The following is a 17685-nucleotide window of genomic DNA, read 5'->3' as shown; positions in this document are numbered from 1 at the left end:
TATTGATAATTTGGATCCAATTGGTATTTTATAAAAAACAAAAGAATGATTAAATCGAAAGGTTACGCGGCGAAGGATGGCAATTCCCCGCTTGAATATTGGGAATTTGAAAGAAGAGAACTTGGTTCAAATGATGTGCTAATCGATATCTTGTATAGTGGTATTTGCCATTCAGATATTCACCAGGTGCATGATGAGTGGGGTGGGACACAATATCCAATTGTTCCGGGGCATGAGATCGTTGGCCGCATTAGTGTGGTAGGCAGTGCGGTGACCAAGTTTAAAAAAGGTGATCTAGCCGGTGTCGGTTGTATGGTGGCATCCTGTGGTGAGTGCGATAATTGTAAAACGGATCAGCAACAGTTTTGTTCGGAGAAGAAAACGGTGTGGACTTATAATAGCACGGATGTGATGCACGATCACTCTTGCACCTATGGTGGGTATAGCGATAATATTGTGGCTGATGCAGACTTTGTCTTGCATGTACCGGAATCGCTTGATATCAAAAAGGTGGCTCCTTTACTTTGTGCGGGGATCACCACTTACTCGCCCTTGAAACGATGGAATATCAGCAAGGGGCATAAAGTTGGCGTGCTAGGGTTAGGTGGTTTAGGCCACATGGCAGTGAAGATCGCTGTCGCCATGGGAGCTGAAGTTACGATGATTAGCCATTCGCCCCGTAAAAAAGCAGATGCGGCGCTGTTAGGTGCCCAGAAGTTTTTAAATACGCATGAGTCTTCGGAGTTAAAGGAGTTTTCAGCCTATTTTGATTTTATCATAGACACCGTATCGGCGCCTCATGATTATAATCTCTATTTGGCATTACTAAAAACCAAGGGTGTATACATCTGTGTTGGTATCCCAGCAGCGCCAATGGAAATTAACGGACGCTCGATTATGGGAGGAAATAAAATTTTGACGGCTTCAAGCATTGGTGGTATACAGGAAACACAGGATATGCTTGATTTTTGTGCTGAACATAATATCCTTCCAGAAACCGAATTGATTGACATCGATTACGTGAACGAGGCTTACCAACGTGTATTGGACAGTGATGTAAAATACCGGTTTGTCATTGATATGGCTTCATTAAATAAATAGTGTCAACAACATAAAAAAAATAGGAATCGTCCACTATTGAGGTGAACCTCAACAGTTAGACGGATTAACAAAATTAAGTTTTTTGTACTAGAGCTCGGTATTCCACTGGGCTCTTTCCATTTAACCTATGTTTTATTCTTTAATTTGTTTCCTTAAATTCTCTTTCTAAATATTCATTTCTAAAAGGATTCACTTTTATTTTTTAATCGCTTTTTCTCAAAAAGCTTTCCCTAGCCTGTTTGTCTACGGTTGAAAATCTGCCATTCTGCCGATCTGTATTTATTCCTGATTTTCTGGCTCGTATCTTTAAAACCTATTCTTTTTTTAGTTTTTATACTGAAGCTGCTCATTGTTTTGTTTAAACTGCTCTTTTCGATCGTTTTAGCAAAAAATGGTGCTCGATATGAATGATAATTTGTTGCGCATTTTGTCAAGATTGATGATATATCTCCAAAAAAGGAAAAACAGCAGGTTTCGGATTTTTTACCTTGATTGATAGGCCTAATTTTGAGCTGTTGAAAATTATCGTCATGGAAAATATAGCATCTAGATTGCTGGTCAGGGATTGGACAGTCATCACCAGGGAACTACATGATAAGGGCTTTGTGATTGTACCTGATCTATTAAATCAAGTCGAATGTGATGAACTGGTTGCAGCTTACGGTGCTGACAATAGGTATCGAAAAACTATTGTAATGGAGCGTTATCGCTTTGGTTTGGGGGAATATAAATACTTTCAATATCCCTTGCCCGAGCTGATTACGACAATAAGGGAAAAAGTATACACATTGATTGCACCAGTCGCCAATCAATGGATGCAGGAGCTTAATATGGACCGAAGATTTCCGGCTTCGCATGCTGCCATGCGAGAACTTTGTCAGCAGCATGGACAGGTGGAACCTACCGTCCTTATTTTAAAGTATAATGCTGGCGGATTTAATACGTTACACCAGGATCTATACGGTGAAATTTACTTTCCCATGCAAATCGTATTGCTGTTGGATCAGGTGGATCAGGATTATGCCGGTGGTGAGTTTGTTATCACGGAACAGATACCACGGGCGCAGTCTAAGATTAATGTCTTAAAACCCAACCGCGGTGATATGATCATCTTTACGACTAATTTTCGTCCGGTTAAAGGCGCAAGAGGTTACTATCGCGTAACTATGAAACACGGGGTATCGACTATTCATAGCGGCGAGCGACATACGTTAGGGCTGATCTTTCATGACGCTAAATCATAAAAACTAATCCCAGTCAATGGTCAGACATATAGATTTAGGAGGAACAGCGGCTGATAGAACGAAGTCCTTAAGTTCCTGCATTCGAAAGGGTGAAATTACCTTGGGCGGGTATAAAAAGGCTAAGATTTACGGTCGTTTAAACTGTGCCACGGGTAAACGGATGAAAGTCGAACATCGTGTTTTCTTTCGGGATGAAACTGATGCTGTCAGCCATGGATATAGGCCATGTGGTCATTGTATGCGGGAAAAGTACAAGGAGTGGAAAACCAAGCAGCAGGGGCTGGAGTATGCTTAAAATAAACGCAGATCTCGCTCTGAAAATTTGCAACCACATTTTAGTTTGCCAGATGAAGATCGTTAAAGGAAAAGTGGAAGTCGTGTCGCGTTGACAATTTCTTTCATGACAAAATAGCTTTCCATATGTCTGATTCCTTTAATCGTTGCAAGCTTATTGAAGTTAAATTCATGATAATGGTCGACATCTCTGACCATAACCTTGAGCTGATAATCAAAAGCTCCTGTCACATGGAAGCATTCGACCACTTCCGGAAATTTCTGTATTTCTTACATAAATAGCAAAGCACTTTCGTTTGAATGCTTTTCCATACTGATCGATACAAGAACCATCAGGTTCAGGTCCAGTTTTCTTCGATCCAGCAAATATACCTTTTGTTTGAGCACAGCTGTAGCCGTCAACTTCTTAATCCGTTCGTATACAGGAGTCATGGATAAGTTGACTCGATCGGAAATTTCCTTGTTACTCATGTTGGCATCCTGTTGCAAAAGGTCCAAGATCATAAGATCTTTTTCATCTAATTTCATTGTTGTAGTAATTTAAATCTAAAAACAAAGGGGTATAAGCCTGTCGTTGGAATAGCAAATCTAAAAATAATAATATTTCAATATAATTTTACTAAAATAAGTTTAATTGCAGGTATTTAACACTATAATTTAATTTAAAGTAGTAAATTCATATTACTTAATATCAATTACCAACCTAGAAAAAGAATTATGAGTGATCCCCAATTAAAGAAAGTCCTTGGCCCCGTCATGTTGTGGGGATTGGGGGTAGGGTATGTAATTTCAGGAATGTATTTTGGATGGAACCTTGGTCTGGCAGAAGGAGGGACCTTAGGGTTAGCCATTGCAACTATATTCGTCATAATTATGTACCTCACCTTTACCTTCAGTTATACAGAAATGGCTTGTGCCATACCGAAAGCTGGAGGGGCTTTTGAATATGCCAATAGGGGACTGGGAAAACAATTGGGGTTTGTTGCAGGGATTGCTCAAAATATAGAATTCGTTTTTGCACCGCCGGCCATTGCAGCGGCGATAGGTGCTTACCTTCATTTGCTTCATCCTGGGATAGGCTATCTTACTTTTGCGATCGGAGCCTATCTGATTTTTACAGCAATGAATATTTTAGGTGTGAAACTCGCTGCTTCGTTTGAATTGGTTGTGACAGTCCTTGCGGTTATTGAATTATTGATATTCGCCGGTGTGACGCTGCCAGCATTTGAATTTTCAAATCTTCAACAAAATGCACTTCCCAATGGGTATTCAGGCATTTTTGCATCCATTCCATTTGCCATCTGGTTTTTTCTAGCCATTGAAGGGGTCGCCAATGTGGCTGAGGAAACCATCAATCCACAGAAAAATGTATTGATCGGTTTTGGGTCAGCTATCGTTACTTTGGTCGTGTTGTGTATCATTACATTTTTATCAGCGGTTGGTGTCGCTGGTTGGGAAGCAGTTGTCTATCCACCGGGAAGTACCGAGGCCTCGGATTCTCCTTTACCTCTTGCTATTGCCAACGTCATTGATAGTTCCCATATTCTATACAAATTACTAATTGGGGTAGGGTTGTTGGGTCTTATTGCGTCGTTCCATGGTATTATTTTGGCCGGGGGACGTGCCACTTTTGAATTTGGGCGAGTAGGATATGCACCATCTATCTTAGGAAAAGTTCACTCACGCTTTAAAACACCAGCTAATGCGCTATTGGTCAATATGGCTGTTGGTATAATCGCACTACTGACGGGGAAGACGGCTGGGATCATTACCATTGCCTGTTTTGGGGCAATCAGTCTCTATATTATATCCATGTGGTCTTTTTTTGCCTTACGCAAGAAAGAACCCGCATTAGAGCGCCCATTTAAAGTCCCTTTGTATCCCTTATTTCCTATGCTTGCGCTGATCATCGCCCTGATCTGCCTGGTTGCTATGATTTACTACAACCCATTGACAGCCTTACTATTTTTTGGGCTTGTCATCTTATCATACCTCTATTTCTTAATCTTCCTTGACAAGGATAAAACCATCAAATCATGATCGACAAAAAAGAAATTATTTCCAAATTAAAGGCAAGTACGAGTACACACGTAAAAGTCGCCGTAGCAGATATTGATGGCGTATTGCGAGGCAAATTTATGCACCGTGATAAGTTTATCTCTTCATTGGACAATGAATTCGGCTTTTGTTCCGTCGTGTTTGGATGGGATGTCAATGACCAAGTTTATGACAATGTGGAAATTACAGGCTGGCATACCGGTTATGGAGATTTTCCTGCCCGTATAGATGGGAATACCTTCCGAAAGATACCCTGGCAGGAGGATGTTCCATTTTTTCTGGCTGACTTTGAATCGTCACATGCTACAGATCAAAATGTGTGCCCGAGGGCGCTGTTAAAAAATATCATAGCACAGTCTGAACAGGCTGGCTACAAACCTATTTTTGCACAGGAATTTGAATGGTTCAATTTTATTAAAGGAGATATCAATGCATCACAGAACAGCTTTAAAGAAATGACACCGATTACCTCAGGAATGTTCGGTTATTCCATCTTGCGGATGTCTGATAATTATGGGTTCTTTCGTGATCTTCTTGCGATGCTCGAACAGTTTGGTATTCCCTTGGAAGGTTTGCATACTGAGACTGGACCTGGCGTAATGGAGGCGGCGATTCAATGCAGTAATGCGCTTGAAGCTGCAGATCGGGCTACACTCTTTAAGTCAGCAGTAAAGGAGATCGGTAAAAAACATGGTATTGTCGCTAGCTTTATGGCCAAGCAGACGAAAGAACTACCGGGCTGTAGCGGTCACGTACATCAGAGCCTCTGGGACCTAAAAAAAGAAAAAAATCTATTTTATGATGCCGACGATCAGTTAGGCATGAGTGAACTGATGAAGCAATTTCTTGCTGGACAACTGTATTGTCTGCGGGATATTCTACCCTTATTTGCACCAACTGTTAACAGCTATAAAAGACTCACGGAGGGCGCTTGGGCTCCCACGACTTTAACCTGGGGGATAGACAATAGGACTACGGCCCTGCGGGTCATCGATGGTGGACCAAAGGCTACACGTATTGAGCATCGGGTGGTTGGTTCGGATGTTAATCCATACCTCGCCATAGCGGCCTGCCTAGCGAGTGGACTTTACGGTATCAAGCATAAACTATCCTTGGACAATCCGTATACTGTGGGTAATGGTTATAAAGATTTGCAACATGGCGTTTTACCAAGAAATCTCTATGAGGCTACGAACCGGATGGCGCAGTCTGAAATAGCATCAGAATTATTCGGTGAAAAGTTTGTTGACCACTTCTGTAAATCCAGGTTATGGGAATGGCGGCAGTTTTCAGAACAAGTAACAGATTGGGAAACAAAAAGATATTTTGAAATTATTTAACTGCAAGATGGATACAGATAAAATTTATGGTTTTAATTTTCCGACACCGATTCGTTTCGGTGCAGGAGCGATCAATGAATTACCGGATTACCTATTGCGCAATGGTCTTAACCGCCCTTTATTGGTAACGGATCCAACTATTGCCGAACTTCCTTTTTTTAAGGAAATCCAGCGTAAATTGACGGGCAGAGGGATAGACGTGATTGTGTTTCATGATTTGCACAAAAACCCGGTTAAATCCGATGTGCTGCAAGGTGGAGATGTCTATCGGGGGAACAATAGGGATTCCATTATCGGTGTTGGAGGCGGAGCAGCACTTGATGTTGCGCGGGCAATAGCACTGCGTGCACATCATCATCGTGATCTCTTTGACTACGACGATCTTATCGGTGGAGATATTTATGTAACCAATGAGATCCCACATCTAATCACTGTACCCACTACAGCAGGTACTGGAAGTGAGGTTGGTCGTAGTGCTATTATTTCCGAAGACGAAACCAAAAAGAAACGTATTTTGTTCAGCCCTAGGTTGATGGCGAAAATAGTCTTTGCGGATCCGCTCCTCACGATGGATCTTCCGGCATTCGTCACAGCGGCTACAGGAATGGATGCCCTCACACACAATATGGAAGCTTATTTAGCAAAAGGATATCATCCGATGTGTGATGGTATAGCGTTAGAGGGAATGGCGATGGTGGCAACAGCTATTGAAAAGGCAACCAAGGAATCTGATTTACAGTCTCGTTCGAAGATGCTTTTGGCCTCACTCATGGGGGCAGTGGCCTTTCAAAAGGGGCTGGGTATTGTCCATAGTCTGGCACATCCTCTTTCCTCGTTGTTAGACACTCATCATGGACTTGCGAATGCCATTAATCTACCTTACGGTATGCAATTTAATTATGCGGGATTCGAAGATCGTTTTGATAAAATGGCAGTAGCGCTCGGTATTGGCAATAACGCTGGCGATAAAGTCGTGGATTATTTATTTGAACTGAATACACGCCTGGATTTACCTACCCATTTATCATCCATCGGTGTGCAAAAGCAACATCTTGCACCATTGTCGGAACTTGCATACACGGATTTCTGTCATCCTTCAAATCCGAAGCCGGTGACAACAGAAGACTTTCTTGCTATTTATGAAACAGCATTCTAATAAAAATAGTATGATCAAAATTGGTATAAGCGCCTGCTTCTTTTATCCTGACAAGGAACGTACAGTCTTTGGTCCTAAATCACTGAGCTATATGGAAAATGATATGGCCCGTTGGATAGGGAAAAAAGGCGTACTTCCGGTGCTGCTTCCCGATTTAGAGGGGGAGCTGTTGACGGATATTATTGATCAGATGGATGGTATCATCCTCCAGGGGGGGAGCGATATTGCTCCAGCGCAATACGGTGAGGATCCCATAGGGAAGTGGAGAGGAGACGCTTACCGGGATCAGTATGAACTAAAGATATTGGATTATGCGATCAGGAAGGAGAAGCCCATATTGGGTATCTGCCGAGGATTTCAATTGATGAATGTCTATTTTGGGGGTTCACTTTATCAGGATATTCCTTCACAGAAACCTGGAGCAGGAGCCCATCGGTCGGCAGAATTATACGATACGATTAATCATCCCATAAACTTTGTACCTGGAACCTTGCTTGGGGATTTGTATGGACATGTTGCTAATCCCAAGGTAAACACCGTACATCATCAGGCGGTCAAACAGCTTGGACAAGATTTGGAAGTATACGCTCATTCGGATGATGGTTTTATCGAGGCATTTGGATATACCAAAGCAGCTCCAGGTAAAGTGATGGGTGTACAATGGCATCCGGAGTTTTCTGCTACGCAAGCCGGAGAACTGTTGGATGAAGAATTGATTTTTAATGTTTTTCTAGAACATGCAAAACAACATAGAAATTAGAAACCCCGCTACGGGGGAGGTAGATGCTGTGATCCCTGTTATCACAGCATCCGAATTAGATACAGCGGTCGCTCTTTTAAAAAAAGGACAACTTTCTTGGGCAAAAGTGCCATTACAACAACGTTTAGACTGCATAATTGCCTTTGGACAGTTAATTCTGGCCAATAAACAAGAACTTGCCGAAATACTGACGAAGGAAACGGGAAAACCTATTACCCAGTCGCTAAACGAAATTGTAGGGGCGCAGAACCGTATCGAACATCTTCGGACAAATGCGGTTAAATGGCTTTCTGAGGAACTCATTACAACAACTGGGGCAACCCACGAAAAGATTGTGTATGAACCACTGGGGCTGATCGCCAATATTTCCGCATGGAATTTCCCTTATAATGTTGGGTTTAATGTATTTCTATATGCACTTGTAGCTGGCAATGCGGTGCTTTATAAGCCATCAGAGTTTGCTACTGGTACAGGTATACAGTTTGAGAAATATCTGTATCAAGCGGGTATTCCCCAGGATGTATTCAAATGTGTTGTCGGAGATGCCGAGATCGGCCAGCAATTATTGGAGCTACCTCTGGATGGCTATTTTTTTACAGGGTCATATAAGACTGGTCTCCATATTGCGACCACAGTAGCGCATAAATTAGTTCCCGTCCAATTGGAACTAGGGGGGAAGGATCCGCTGTATGTTGCCGATGATATCGTGGATATTAAGAAGGCCGCAATTCTTGCCGCAGAAGGCGCATTTTACAATAATGGACAAAGCTGTTGTGCTGTTGAGCGGATTTATGTCTCGGACAAGATATACGATCAGTTTGTTGAAGCTTTTGTTGAAGAAGTAGCCTCTTATACCATTGGAGATCCGATGAAGCAAGATGTATTTATCGGGCCACTAACCAGAGCCGCTCAGCTGACTGTGCTTGATGCCCAAGTAAAAGACGCGCTTGCAAAGGGAGCAACCTTGCGCCTGGGGGGGCATACACTGGAAGATACAGGTTATTACTATGCACCTACAGTTTTTGAGTATTGCAATCACGACATGGAATTGATGAAGGAGGAGAGTTTCGGCCCGTTGATCGGCATCCAAAAGGTGACTTCAGATGATGAGGCGATCCATCTAATGCAGGATACCACGTATGGCCTGACTGCAGCCGTATTTTCAGCTGATCAGGATAGGGCCATGGCAATACTGGAAAAAATGAACACGGGAACAGTGTATTGGAATTGCTGTGATCGGGTAAGTCCCAACGTCCCTTGGTCTGGACGAAAAAACTCAGGGCTGGGATCAACCCTATCTGCGCAGGGAATCCGCGCTTTTGTTCAGCCCAAAGCATACCATCTGCGACCATAGATTTTTTGTCTAAAGATCGTTTGTAGGGAATTGATTCCCTAATTTCAAAGTTTTAAGTCGTTTTTTGAAAAAACATCTGTTTATTTCTGTAAGGTTTAATACTGTCGTCTATGACATCGTATTAAACCTTACTTTTTAAATGGAATATCGTGATCTCAGGTAATATTCCCACTCGACTGGGGTAATCCAGGTAGCCGAAACCTACATTCACATAAAGTGATTGATGTTTTTCCCGATACAGACCGGCCCATTCACGATAAGCATATTTAATTGGGCTCCACTGATAATCTGGATTGCTAAAGCCGAATTGACCACCATGTGTGTGTCCGCTAAAGGTGACATCGATCATCGGATATTTTGGTAATACCTCAGCCCTCCAATGTGACGGGTCATGTGAAAGGAGGAAGTTGATAGGTGAAGAAGGATCAACCTTGGACATGGCCAGATCGAGGTCGCCATAATTGTGCGGGTTGTTTGCCCCCCAGTTCTCTACACCTACAAGCGTGATTTTTTCATTATTTACGACAATCTCCTTCGACTCGTTTAACAGGAGCTGCCAGCCAAGTTTGCGATGGATATCTTTTACATTGCTCAGGTTCTGCTGTTTGGTCAACTTACGCTCATTGTTGAAATGGAACCTATTAAAATGATAGTCCCCATAGTCGTGATTTCCCAAAATAGAAAAGACACCCAAGGGGGCCGTTAGCTTACCAAATATGGAGAGGTAGTCATCCATCTCATCGGCAAAGTCATTCACCAGATCTCCTGTGAAGAAAATGATATCTGGCTTTTGTGAAAGCAATAGGCTTATACCCTTTTTTACGGCATTTAAATTATAAAGACTGCCAGCGTGTATGTCAGAAATCTGAGCGATGATCTTGCCCTCGAACGATTGTGGAAGATCGGGTAAAATCAAATTGACCTGTTTGATTTGGTAATCATAGAGATTGGATATAAAACCACGGGTTAAAGCGACTAAAGGGATACTACTTAACAAAAGACCACTTTTGATAATGAAATCAGATCTTCCTATGGTCTTTTTATTTGCATCTGGTATTGTGTTATTGTTTGTTAGTCGTCTGCCAATATTTCTAAAAAATATCGAAAGTATATCCACGCCGATGGAGAAAAGAAGGATTGCCTTTGCAAGTAATAATGAAATAGGGAAGAACATGAAACAAGCGGCGAAAAAATTGTTCCACTCGAAAAATAAATTCAAGAATATGCAGACATAAGAGAAAATACTCAATAACCACCAGATTACATTTGCGATTAATGGTTGTGATTTCCATACGGCCAGTCTACGTAACCTTAAATATATTAAAATATCAAAAAGAAGAAATATAAAGATGATTTTTAAGTAAGTGTATAGCTGTGGGATCATATAAAAGTTTGTTTGTCTGAACCAAATCTTGCCATAGGGCAAGCGTCTTGACTAAATAATTTATTTATCTTGTATTCTTGTTAAAAATAGTAAATATGAACACAAAATTTGAAGCTGGGATTAATATTGCCATAAAAATTCCCAAAAATAAATATGAAAAGACGGTAACTTTTTACAGGGATATTCTGAAATTGGATGTCGAGGAGAAGCCGATCGATAACCCAACGGTCTCCAGGACACATGAGGTGAAGTTTGGGCACAATATTATTTGGCTGGATTGTGTGGATAACTACACCCATTCCGAAACTTGGTTGCAGCTTACTGTTCCGGATGTTGCTGAAGCGACCGATTATCTATTGTCAAGTGGGGTGGAAACCTGTGACGAAATTGAGGAACTTCCGGAAAATATGCATTGGATTACCGACCCTGCAGGTACCGTGTTCAATTTGCAGCAAAAGCGATAAAATGTTGATTTCAGGCTATGTTGTTAGCATCAGTTTATTCTTGGTGTTCAGCAATAGCGCTGTTTCCCAGCAGGTGAAAGTGTGATAACATTACTATAGGTACTATGATTGTTGGAAGCAAGACATAAGGAAACTGTAGCACAGCAATATTAGGTTGATCAAATGCTATTGACTGTAAAGGTAATGGCGATGATAATATGCCAATGACCACAACAGCTAGTAGTGAACAGATGCCCAAAATATTCCATGCTTTGAAAAATGCAGATGTTAGTATTTTTGGATTGAAGCTACTAAAGATTAAAAATAGAACGGCAGTAATGCCGAAAAATAGATCATAGTTCCAACCCAAAAATGTCATTTCTATAGGCAGCATTTTATGCTTAAAAAGTTGAAAAATAATGAATTCAATAGGGAGTCTGATGATATGGATACCAAGCAGATAATAAGCGTTCAAGCTTAAATTTTTTGATAATCTATAGTAACTGATACTCAGTAAGAGCGCGCTCACCAAGACAAGTACAAAAGTAGGTGGGAAAATCAGAAAAATATTAAGGGATGACACCGCTGAGAGTGCAAATGCCCATATTGCAATAGGAATGACCACCATTTTATTGGGAGAAGCGAGTCCAAATAAAATGAGGCATGCTAAAGTGGAAACGGAAAAAACTACAGGCATAGAAATGCAGATTTACGATATAAAACTACAAGAAATTCTCTTTGAAATACTTGTCCTAGGGCAAGTATTTTGACTCTCAGAAAAATTATCCTATAGTTTTGCTAACTTATGCCGTTGGTCGAATCTTAAATTTAATCAGTTGAGCTCAACCGTTTCTCTTTCAGCCATTTTGATAGGTGGTTGGCGACTTCAATATTATTCAGGTCAGAAAAGGGGAAGTGTGTATTTCCATGAATACCGACCTCGTGAAGATGGACGACAGTGGCGTCACCCCCATGTTTATTGATTGTTGCCGCCCATATTCTGGCCATTTCTAGTCCTGAACGCCAGTGATCCATATTCCAGACTTTGCTGGGCTGTTTGGCAATATTATCTCCGTAGTAAATCACGATGGGAATTTTGGTGAGTTTTTCGAAATCTGCTAATGGAATTTCAACACCTTTGAGCTCACCAAAAAGTCCTGTGGATTGGATTGGTTGTGGCAGTTCGCCTTTCGGAAACATGAAGCTGCTATATGGTTCAAAGGCGACAACGGCTTTAACTCGGCTGTTTTTAATTGCCGTAGACCATCCCGGGCCGCCCCCTGTTAATGTGTTACCAATATACTAACACGATCGACACAATTAATCCGTTTCTTCCGAGTGAATGCTTCTCCTTCGGGATATTACCTAAAGTTTAACGCATTTTTTTCTTTAGGATCTTATTGAAATTATATCTTTTTCAAAATTGCGAAATACGCTAGTATATAAAGTTATATGAATTACTGAAATAAATACCATAATTACTGTTCATAGGAAGGTAACAAGATGATCAAAGACAAGTTCCGCAAGCGATAAACCACACAAAAATCGGATACCTTGCTATTTTCTGGATAGGAGATGAGCTGATAAAGCTATGCTATTGTTAATAAACCTTTGGGATTGATGGGATATCAGTTATTATTTGTATCTTTAGGAATAAGGTTTGTTATTCATATAACCCATTCGACAAACCAAACATGATAAAAGCTTCTCGTTTTATCTTTAAATTTCTCCAATTATATCATCGTGAAATTTTCTGTTTAGAACCAACCACACTCAAGTTTAATCCCCACAATTCATGTACCCATGGTTATGGGACGCACCCTCACAATGTAAATATTATAAGTCATGAGTAAAGATCAAAAAAAGGAAAAAAGTACGAAAGAGAAAACACAGTCGTCATATCAAAAAGAAAAGGACTCGATTTCAAAGGATCTAACAGATAATGTCTTTCGTAAAAAAAAGAAATAAGCAATTGTAGAAGTTAGCTTAATTTAATAATGGTAGATTATTAATTTGGAGCGAGTATAAAGAGTGGAATATTAGACCACGCTTTTGCTCGCTCTTTTAGTATAAAATTTAAAACAACTCTTAGTTGTTTAAAAAACTCCTTTCATAAGATTGAGCTTGTTTTGTTTCCGCTCATTGAAAGTAAATTGACTAGACATGTTGACGAATTGCTAAAGTCTATAGGTGAATGCATTGATATTCATTCCTGCACCTACCGAGGCAAATAAGATGATATCATTTTTATTGAATGAATGTCCTTCAATTTTTCCCTGCCTAATTAAATCATAGAGTGTTGGAATAGTTGCAACACTGCTGTTCCCAAATTTATGAATGGACATCGGCATGATATCCTCTGGCGGCTGCATATGATATAATCCATAGAATCGCGAAATAATGGCCTCATCCATTTTCTCATTGGCCTGATGAATTAATATCTTTTTTATGGCATTAATGTCAAGATTAGCTTTCTCTATGCAGACTTGCATGGCTAAAGGAACCTTACTCAGCGCGAATTCATATATCTTTCGTCCCTTCATCTTAATGTAACGGGTGCCTTCTTCATGTTGGCTGTTAAAGGAGCCTCCAAAATAAAGATAGTCGGCCTCATCAAATGCATAAGTTGCACTTTCAAAAGATAGTAATCCTGCCTCCTCTGTTGTCGCTTCTACGATAACTGCGCCAGCACCATCAGCATAGATCATTGAATCACGATCGTATGGATCTACGACACGGGAAAGAGTCTCGGTACCGATAACCAAACAGCGTTTAGCCATGCCTGATTTGATAAACGCATTAGCTTGTATCACGCCTTCATTCCAGCCCGGACAACCGAACAAAAGATCATAGGCGATACAATGTGGATTTCGTATACCTAATTTTTTCTTGACTCGTGTTGCCAGACTGGGAACAGTATCCGATTGAACTTTTCCATAGGGTACATCGCCATAGTTATGTGCGACGATAATATAATCAAGTGTCTCTTGATCGATGTCTGCATTAGTGATTGCCCGCTCTGCGGCAATAGACGCTAGATCAGAAGCCACCTGATCATTATTTGCATAACGACGTTCCTCAATGCCAGTAATATCTTTAAACTTACCTATAATGGATTCAGGGTATTTGATAGGCTCACCAGCCTCATCCAAAAAAATACGATCTTCAAAATTTGCGTTATTGATTTTATTGTCCGGAAGATAGCTACCTGACCCAATAATTTTTATATTCATTAATTTCCCTCCGTTTCTCAATTATTGAGTTTGTTTTTGTATTGTTCTTTGTGGACAGCAGCAATTGGTTACGATGCCCAGTGATTTATAAATTTCAATGTAGACATTTTCTTGACTGAGCCTTCTTTTGCTTAATTTACCAAAATTATTTAAGATATCCCTATACAAGTTAAATAAAAGGAAACTCGATCATTGTTTTCGGAATATATGCTGGAAATGTATACCAAATTCATAATGAGGGGCTACGCATTTCGAGATCTTGGGTCCTCAGATAAGCTTAGTAAGCTGTCTGTCATCGTGATTTCGGGAAATAGCATCTTACATAAATTTACTCCATCGGGGCGGATATCAATCGTGTTATGGCAGCTATCGATCTATATAAAATAGTTTTTATTTTATTTGCAGATTTACTTTCGCTGAACCCCTGATTTTTATAGGTAATACCACGTAATTTAACTGGAAAATGAGTTATATAAAGATCGTTGTCTCTGATCAAAAAAATGGGTGATCAAAAAGTAATGAAATCAAACAATAAGATACCTACTGAACTAAGAGATACCATGCGATGGAAAAACTACGTATTCTACCTGCGTACTTAAGGAATAGCTTATGTAGCGTGTTTTTTTATGTAAAAATATCTTGCTGTAAATAAGTTAGATATAAAAATTTTTATCTGTTTTTTTGGATACGCAAAAAGGCTACAGTATCCCAGTTTGATATTTGTGACAACGAAAAAGGAAAAACACATAAAAGTATCAAACATGGAAACAAAGATAAAAAATAGGCTAAATGAAATAGCGGAAATAGAAGGTATAAGTATACTGTTTGCCTGTGAATCGGGGAGTCGTGGTTGGGGATTCCCTTCAACAGATAGTGATTATGATGTTCGGTTTTTCTACATAAGGAAACCTTCAGATTATTCCAGCGTTTTTCCGTTGGAAACAGAATTGCGCTATCCAATAACCGGAGAACTGGATATATCCGGTTGGGATCTAATTAAAGTCCTGGCGTTGTTGTACAAAAGCAATGTTAGCCCATTCGAATGGATACAGTCACCAATTGTATATCACGAAACTTCCGGATTTAAAGAAGGTTTTCTGCCATTGATCGAAGACTATTTTAGTGCGCGCAGACAAGCGCATCATTATCTGGGAATAGTTCGTAGTAAGATCGGCGATCTCTGCGGTGGGACTATACGACTCAAGACCCTGTTTTATATCTTGCGATCTTTGCTGGCTGCAGAGTGGTGTATCACCTACCGTTCTTATGCACCAATGGCTTTAGTCGATTTATCTGGATTAATGCCAAAGGGTATACGAACCGAAGTCGCGAAATTAGTACAATTGAAGAGTGAGGTAGACGAAGGTTTCAACTTTAGCTGTCCCGCAATAATAAAAGATTATCTGGAAGAAAGATTTAATCATTTGGAACATGAAGTGCATGATCTTCCAATGGTTAAGCTCCATAAGGAGGAGCTAGAAGATTACTTTAAAACTATACTGAAATGACTATACATGAACTTAGGGATAAAGGACTGATCTTGTTTGAGGCAGTGGTCGGAAGTCGGGCTTATGGACTGGCGACCGCTACTTCGGATACAGATATCAAGGGCGTCTTTTATTTACCGCGCGAATATTTTTTTGGAAATAAATATATTGCTCAAGTTGCCAATTCGAGTAATGATGAGGTTTATTATGAAGTGGGGCGTTTTGTGGAACTCCTTTCCAAAAGCAATCCCAATATATTGGAACTTCTGGCTAGTGCCGATGAATGTCTCTTATACAAAGATCCGATCTTTGAACGGTTTAATATTCAGGAATTTATGACTCGCGAGGCGGTGACTACTTTTGCCCAATACGCAATGGTTCAGGTACATAAGGCGAAAGGATTGAACAAGAAAATTAACAACCCCATGGACAAGGAACGTAAAAGCTTGCTTGATTTCTGTTTTGTAGTCGAAGGGAATGGTAGTCAACAGTTGAAACAATGGTTGGTCAATCGCCAATGGAAACAGGAAAATTGTGGATTGGCAAAGATAGACCATACCAAAGGCATGTATGCATTGTTTTATGATTTGACAGGAAAGTTCGGATACAAAGGTATTATCTCATCCACAGCAAGCGATGAGGTCTCCTGTAGCTCGATTGCAAAGGATCAAACGTCCAGTGCATATCTCTTTGTTAACCATGAAGCCTATTCTTCCTATTGTAAGACTTACAATGAGTACTTTACTTGGGTGGCCAAACGCAATGAGGTTCGTTTTCAGGGCACAGTGGGCCATGGTCAGGGGTATGATGCCAAAAACATGATGCACACGATCCGCTTGTTGGAACAGGCAAAAGAGATCTTGTTCAATGGTGAATTGCATGTACATCGGCCAAATAGGGAAGAGCTCCTGCTCATTAAAAGTGGAACATACAGTTATGAGGAACTTTTTCTGCGCTCCCAACAGCTTTTTAAAGAGATACAGGATCTTTCTTTATCGAGCATGCTTCCAGCGGCACCGGATCAGGCTATGCTGACAAAACTTTTGGTGGAATTACGGGAAGAACTCTACTGCTGATGTTTGTCCTACTTCGAGGCGCAACCTCATCGATTGATTGAAGTTCGCCTCAAGTTGCGATAGATCTCCACAATCGATATGTGTGGTCTGTTCAAGAAGCTTAATTTGAAATTAATGATGCTGCAAATAATCGATTATTTTGGACAGATATTAAGTCCTACCCTCCGAATCATAAATCTATCTGGTATTCAGGATCATTACTTACTATATTTATAAAGCTAATTAAAAGTGCATATTTCGGTTGCTGGAAAGGCTATGAGTAAAATTGAATAATGGTATTTTGGGGTTTAATGCGTTACAAGGGATCTTATAGAGTACCACAAGACTCGGTCAGCATTTGTCAAAATATGCCAATTGAAAAAGAATAATAAAAACATTTCAAAACAGATGAGTTACGATATTTCACTATACAGGACTGAAACAAAGGTAAGGGAGGAAAATGCTCATGATGCGGATTTTTTCGAAAAAGAGGAAAACCTTGTTCCTTTTACTGGACAACAGTTTCAAGAGCTTAAAGAGCGACTTTTAAGCTACAACTACAAGATCACAGGAGAGGATGATCATGGTCTACATTTTAGCCATTCCGATGGTGATTTTGGCACTGCCTTATTAACCGGAAATGCCCTCTACTTTACAGCAAGCTGGAATGCAAACTCAATTTTTGAAGTAGGAATGGTCGCTTCAGAATTTACTGACAGTGGGGAATACGCAAAGTATGATTTCCAGCGTGGGGAATGGGAGGTATGGGAATGATC

18 protein-coding genes are annotated in these 17685 nt (G+C 40.4%); 12 read left to right on the top strand and 6 right to left on the bottom strand.

Going from position 1 to position 17685, the window contains the following annotated elements:
• The first annotated feature begins 45 nt into the window (after positions 1 to 45).
• The 3 genes from AC07UV_RS01635 to AC07UV_RS01625 all read left to right on the top strand — a co-directional run bounded on the left by AC07UV_RS01635 (position 46) and on the right by AC07UV_RS01625 (position 2640).
• The gene (locus AC07UV_RS01635) at positions 46 to 1101 is read left to right on the top strand and encodes an NAD(P)-dependent alcohol dehydrogenase (RefSeq protein ID WP_495182496.1); all 1056 of its coding nucleotides are present in this window, start codon (positions 46 to 48) and stop codon (positions 1099 to 1101) included.
• A gap of 530 nt (positions 1102 to 1631) precedes the next feature.
• Positions 1632 to 2345, top strand: a complete 714-nt coding sequence (locus AC07UV_RS01630) for a 2OG-Fe(II) oxygenase (RefSeq protein ID WP_495182495.1) — start codon at positions 1632 to 1634, stop codon at positions 2343 to 2345.
• A 16-nt stretch (positions 2346 to 2361) separates the two neighbouring features.
• On the top strand, positions 2362 to 2640 hold the full coding sequence (locus tag AC07UV_RS01625; protein WP_495182494.1) for an Ada metal-binding domain-containing protein: 279 nt from the start codon (positions 2362 to 2364) through the stop codon (positions 2638 to 2640).
• 62 nt (positions 2641 to 2702) lie between these two features.
• Here AC07UV_RS01625 and AC07UV_RS01620 read toward each other — a convergent pair whose 3' ends face one another.
• Positions 2703 to 2906, bottom strand: coding sequence for an Lrp/AsnC ligand binding domain-containing protein (locus AC07UV_RS01620; protein ID WP_495182730.1), 204 nt, complete (start codon positions 2904 to 2906; stop codon positions 2703 to 2705).
• Between the two features lie 3 nt (positions 2907 to 2909).
• Positions 2910 to 3167, bottom strand: coding sequence for an Lrp/AsnC family transcriptional regulator (locus tag AC07UV_RS01615; RefSeq protein ID WP_495182493.1), 258 nt, complete (start codon positions 3165 to 3167; stop codon positions 2910 to 2912).
• Between the two features lie 189 nt (positions 3168 to 3356).
• Between AC07UV_RS01615 and eat the strand changes: the two genes are divergently transcribed.
• Genes eat through AC07UV_RS01590 form a run of 5 tightly spaced genes read left to right on the top strand, consistent with a single transcriptional unit; the run spans position 3357 to position 9307 of the window.
• A complete protein-coding gene (eat, locus tag AC07UV_RS01610) occupies positions 3357 to 4679 on the top strand; it encodes an ethanolamine permease (protein ID WP_495182492.1) in 1323 nt (440 codons plus the stop codon).
• Positions 4676 to 6037, top strand: coding sequence for a glutamine synthetase family protein (locus AC07UV_RS01605; RefSeq protein WP_223582806.1), 1362 nt, complete (start codon positions 4676 to 4678; stop codon positions 6035 to 6037). Before eat ends, AC07UV_RS01605 begins: the two co-directional genes overlap by 4 nt.
• Positions 6038 to 6044: 7 nt before the next feature.
• Positions 6045 to 7193, top strand: coding sequence for an iron-containing alcohol dehydrogenase (locus tag AC07UV_RS01600; RefSeq protein WP_495182491.1), 1149 nt, complete (start codon positions 6045 to 6047; stop codon positions 7191 to 7193).
• Complete coding sequence (locus tag AC07UV_RS01595) at positions 7177 to 7953, top strand: gamma-glutamyl-gamma-aminobutyrate hydrolase family protein (RefSeq protein ID WP_495182490.1); 777 nt, start codon at positions 7177 to 7179, stop codon at positions 7951 to 7953. Before AC07UV_RS01600 ends, AC07UV_RS01595 begins: the two co-directional genes overlap by 17 nt.
• The gene (locus AC07UV_RS01590) at positions 7931 to 9307 is read left to right on the top strand and encodes an aldehyde dehydrogenase family protein (RefSeq protein ID WP_495182489.1); all 1377 of its coding nucleotides are present in this window, start codon (positions 7931 to 7933) and stop codon (positions 9305 to 9307) included. Before AC07UV_RS01595 ends, AC07UV_RS01590 begins: the two co-directional genes overlap by 23 nt.
• Positions 9308 to 9428: 121 nt before the next feature.
• Here AC07UV_RS01590 and AC07UV_RS01585 read toward each other — a convergent pair whose 3' ends face one another.
• Positions 9429 to 10691 carry a metallophosphoesterase gene (locus AC07UV_RS01585; protein WP_495182488.1) on the bottom strand — a complete coding sequence of 421 codons (1263 nt, stop codon included), beginning with the start codon at positions 10689 to 10691 and terminating at the stop codon, positions 9429 to 9431.
• Positions 10692 to 10786: 95 nt separating this feature from the next.
• Between AC07UV_RS01585 and AC07UV_RS01580 the strand changes: the two genes are divergently transcribed.
• Complete coding sequence (locus AC07UV_RS01580) at positions 10787 to 11155, top strand: VOC family protein (protein ID WP_495182487.1); 369 nt, start codon at positions 10787 to 10789, stop codon at positions 11153 to 11155.
• 34 nt (positions 11156 to 11189) lie between these two features.
• Here AC07UV_RS01580 and AC07UV_RS01575 read toward each other — a convergent pair whose 3' ends face one another.
• From AC07UV_RS01575 to AC07UV_RS01565, 3 genes are all read right to left on the bottom strand, one after another.
• The gene (locus tag AC07UV_RS01575) at positions 11190 to 11831 is read right to left on the bottom strand and encodes a DUF8737 domain-containing protein (RefSeq protein WP_147420299.1); all 642 of its coding nucleotides are present in this window, start codon (positions 11829 to 11831) and stop codon (positions 11190 to 11192) included.
• 131 nt (positions 11832 to 11962) lie between these two features.
• On the bottom strand, positions 11963 to 12334 hold the full coding sequence (locus AC07UV_RS01570) for an alpha/beta hydrolase family protein (protein ID WP_495182486.1): 372 nt from the start codon (positions 12332 to 12334) through the stop codon (positions 11963 to 11965).
• Between the two features lie 977 nt (positions 12335 to 13311).
• Positions 13312 to 14367 carry a 3-oxoacyl-ACP synthase III family protein gene (locus tag AC07UV_RS01565; RefSeq protein ID WP_495182485.1) on the bottom strand — a complete coding sequence of 352 codons (1056 nt, stop codon included), beginning with the start codon at positions 14365 to 14367 and terminating at the stop codon, positions 13312 to 13314.
• Positions 14368 to 15128: 761 nt separating this feature from the next.
• Here AC07UV_RS01565 and AC07UV_RS01560 point away from each other — a divergent pair.
• The 3 genes from AC07UV_RS01560 (at position 15129) to AC07UV_RS01550 (ending at position 17683) form a co-directional block, all read left to right on the top strand.
• Positions 15129 to 15875 carry a nucleotidyltransferase domain-containing protein gene (locus tag AC07UV_RS01560; protein ID WP_495182484.1) on the top strand — a complete coding sequence of 249 codons (747 nt, stop codon included), beginning with the start codon at positions 15129 to 15131 and terminating at the stop codon, positions 15873 to 15875.
• Positions 15872 to 16930: a DNA polymerase beta superfamily protein gene (locus tag AC07UV_RS01555; RefSeq protein ID WP_495182483.1), complete on the top strand. Its 1059-nt coding sequence runs from the start codon at positions 15872 to 15874 to the stop codon at positions 16928 to 16930. Before AC07UV_RS01560 ends, AC07UV_RS01555 begins: the two co-directional genes overlap by 4 nt.
• A 387-nt stretch (positions 16931 to 17317) precedes the next feature.
• Positions 17318 to 17683, top strand: coding sequence for a hypothetical protein (locus AC07UV_RS01550; protein WP_495182482.1), 366 nt, complete (start codon positions 17318 to 17320; stop codon positions 17681 to 17683).
• Positions 17684 to 17685: the final 2 nt, after the last annotated feature.

Source organism: Sphingobacterium sp. GW821-FHT03E03 (assembly GCF_059420745.1).
Note: the sequence above shows the minus strand (reverse complement) of the source record. Positions and strands in the feature narration are given on the sequence as shown.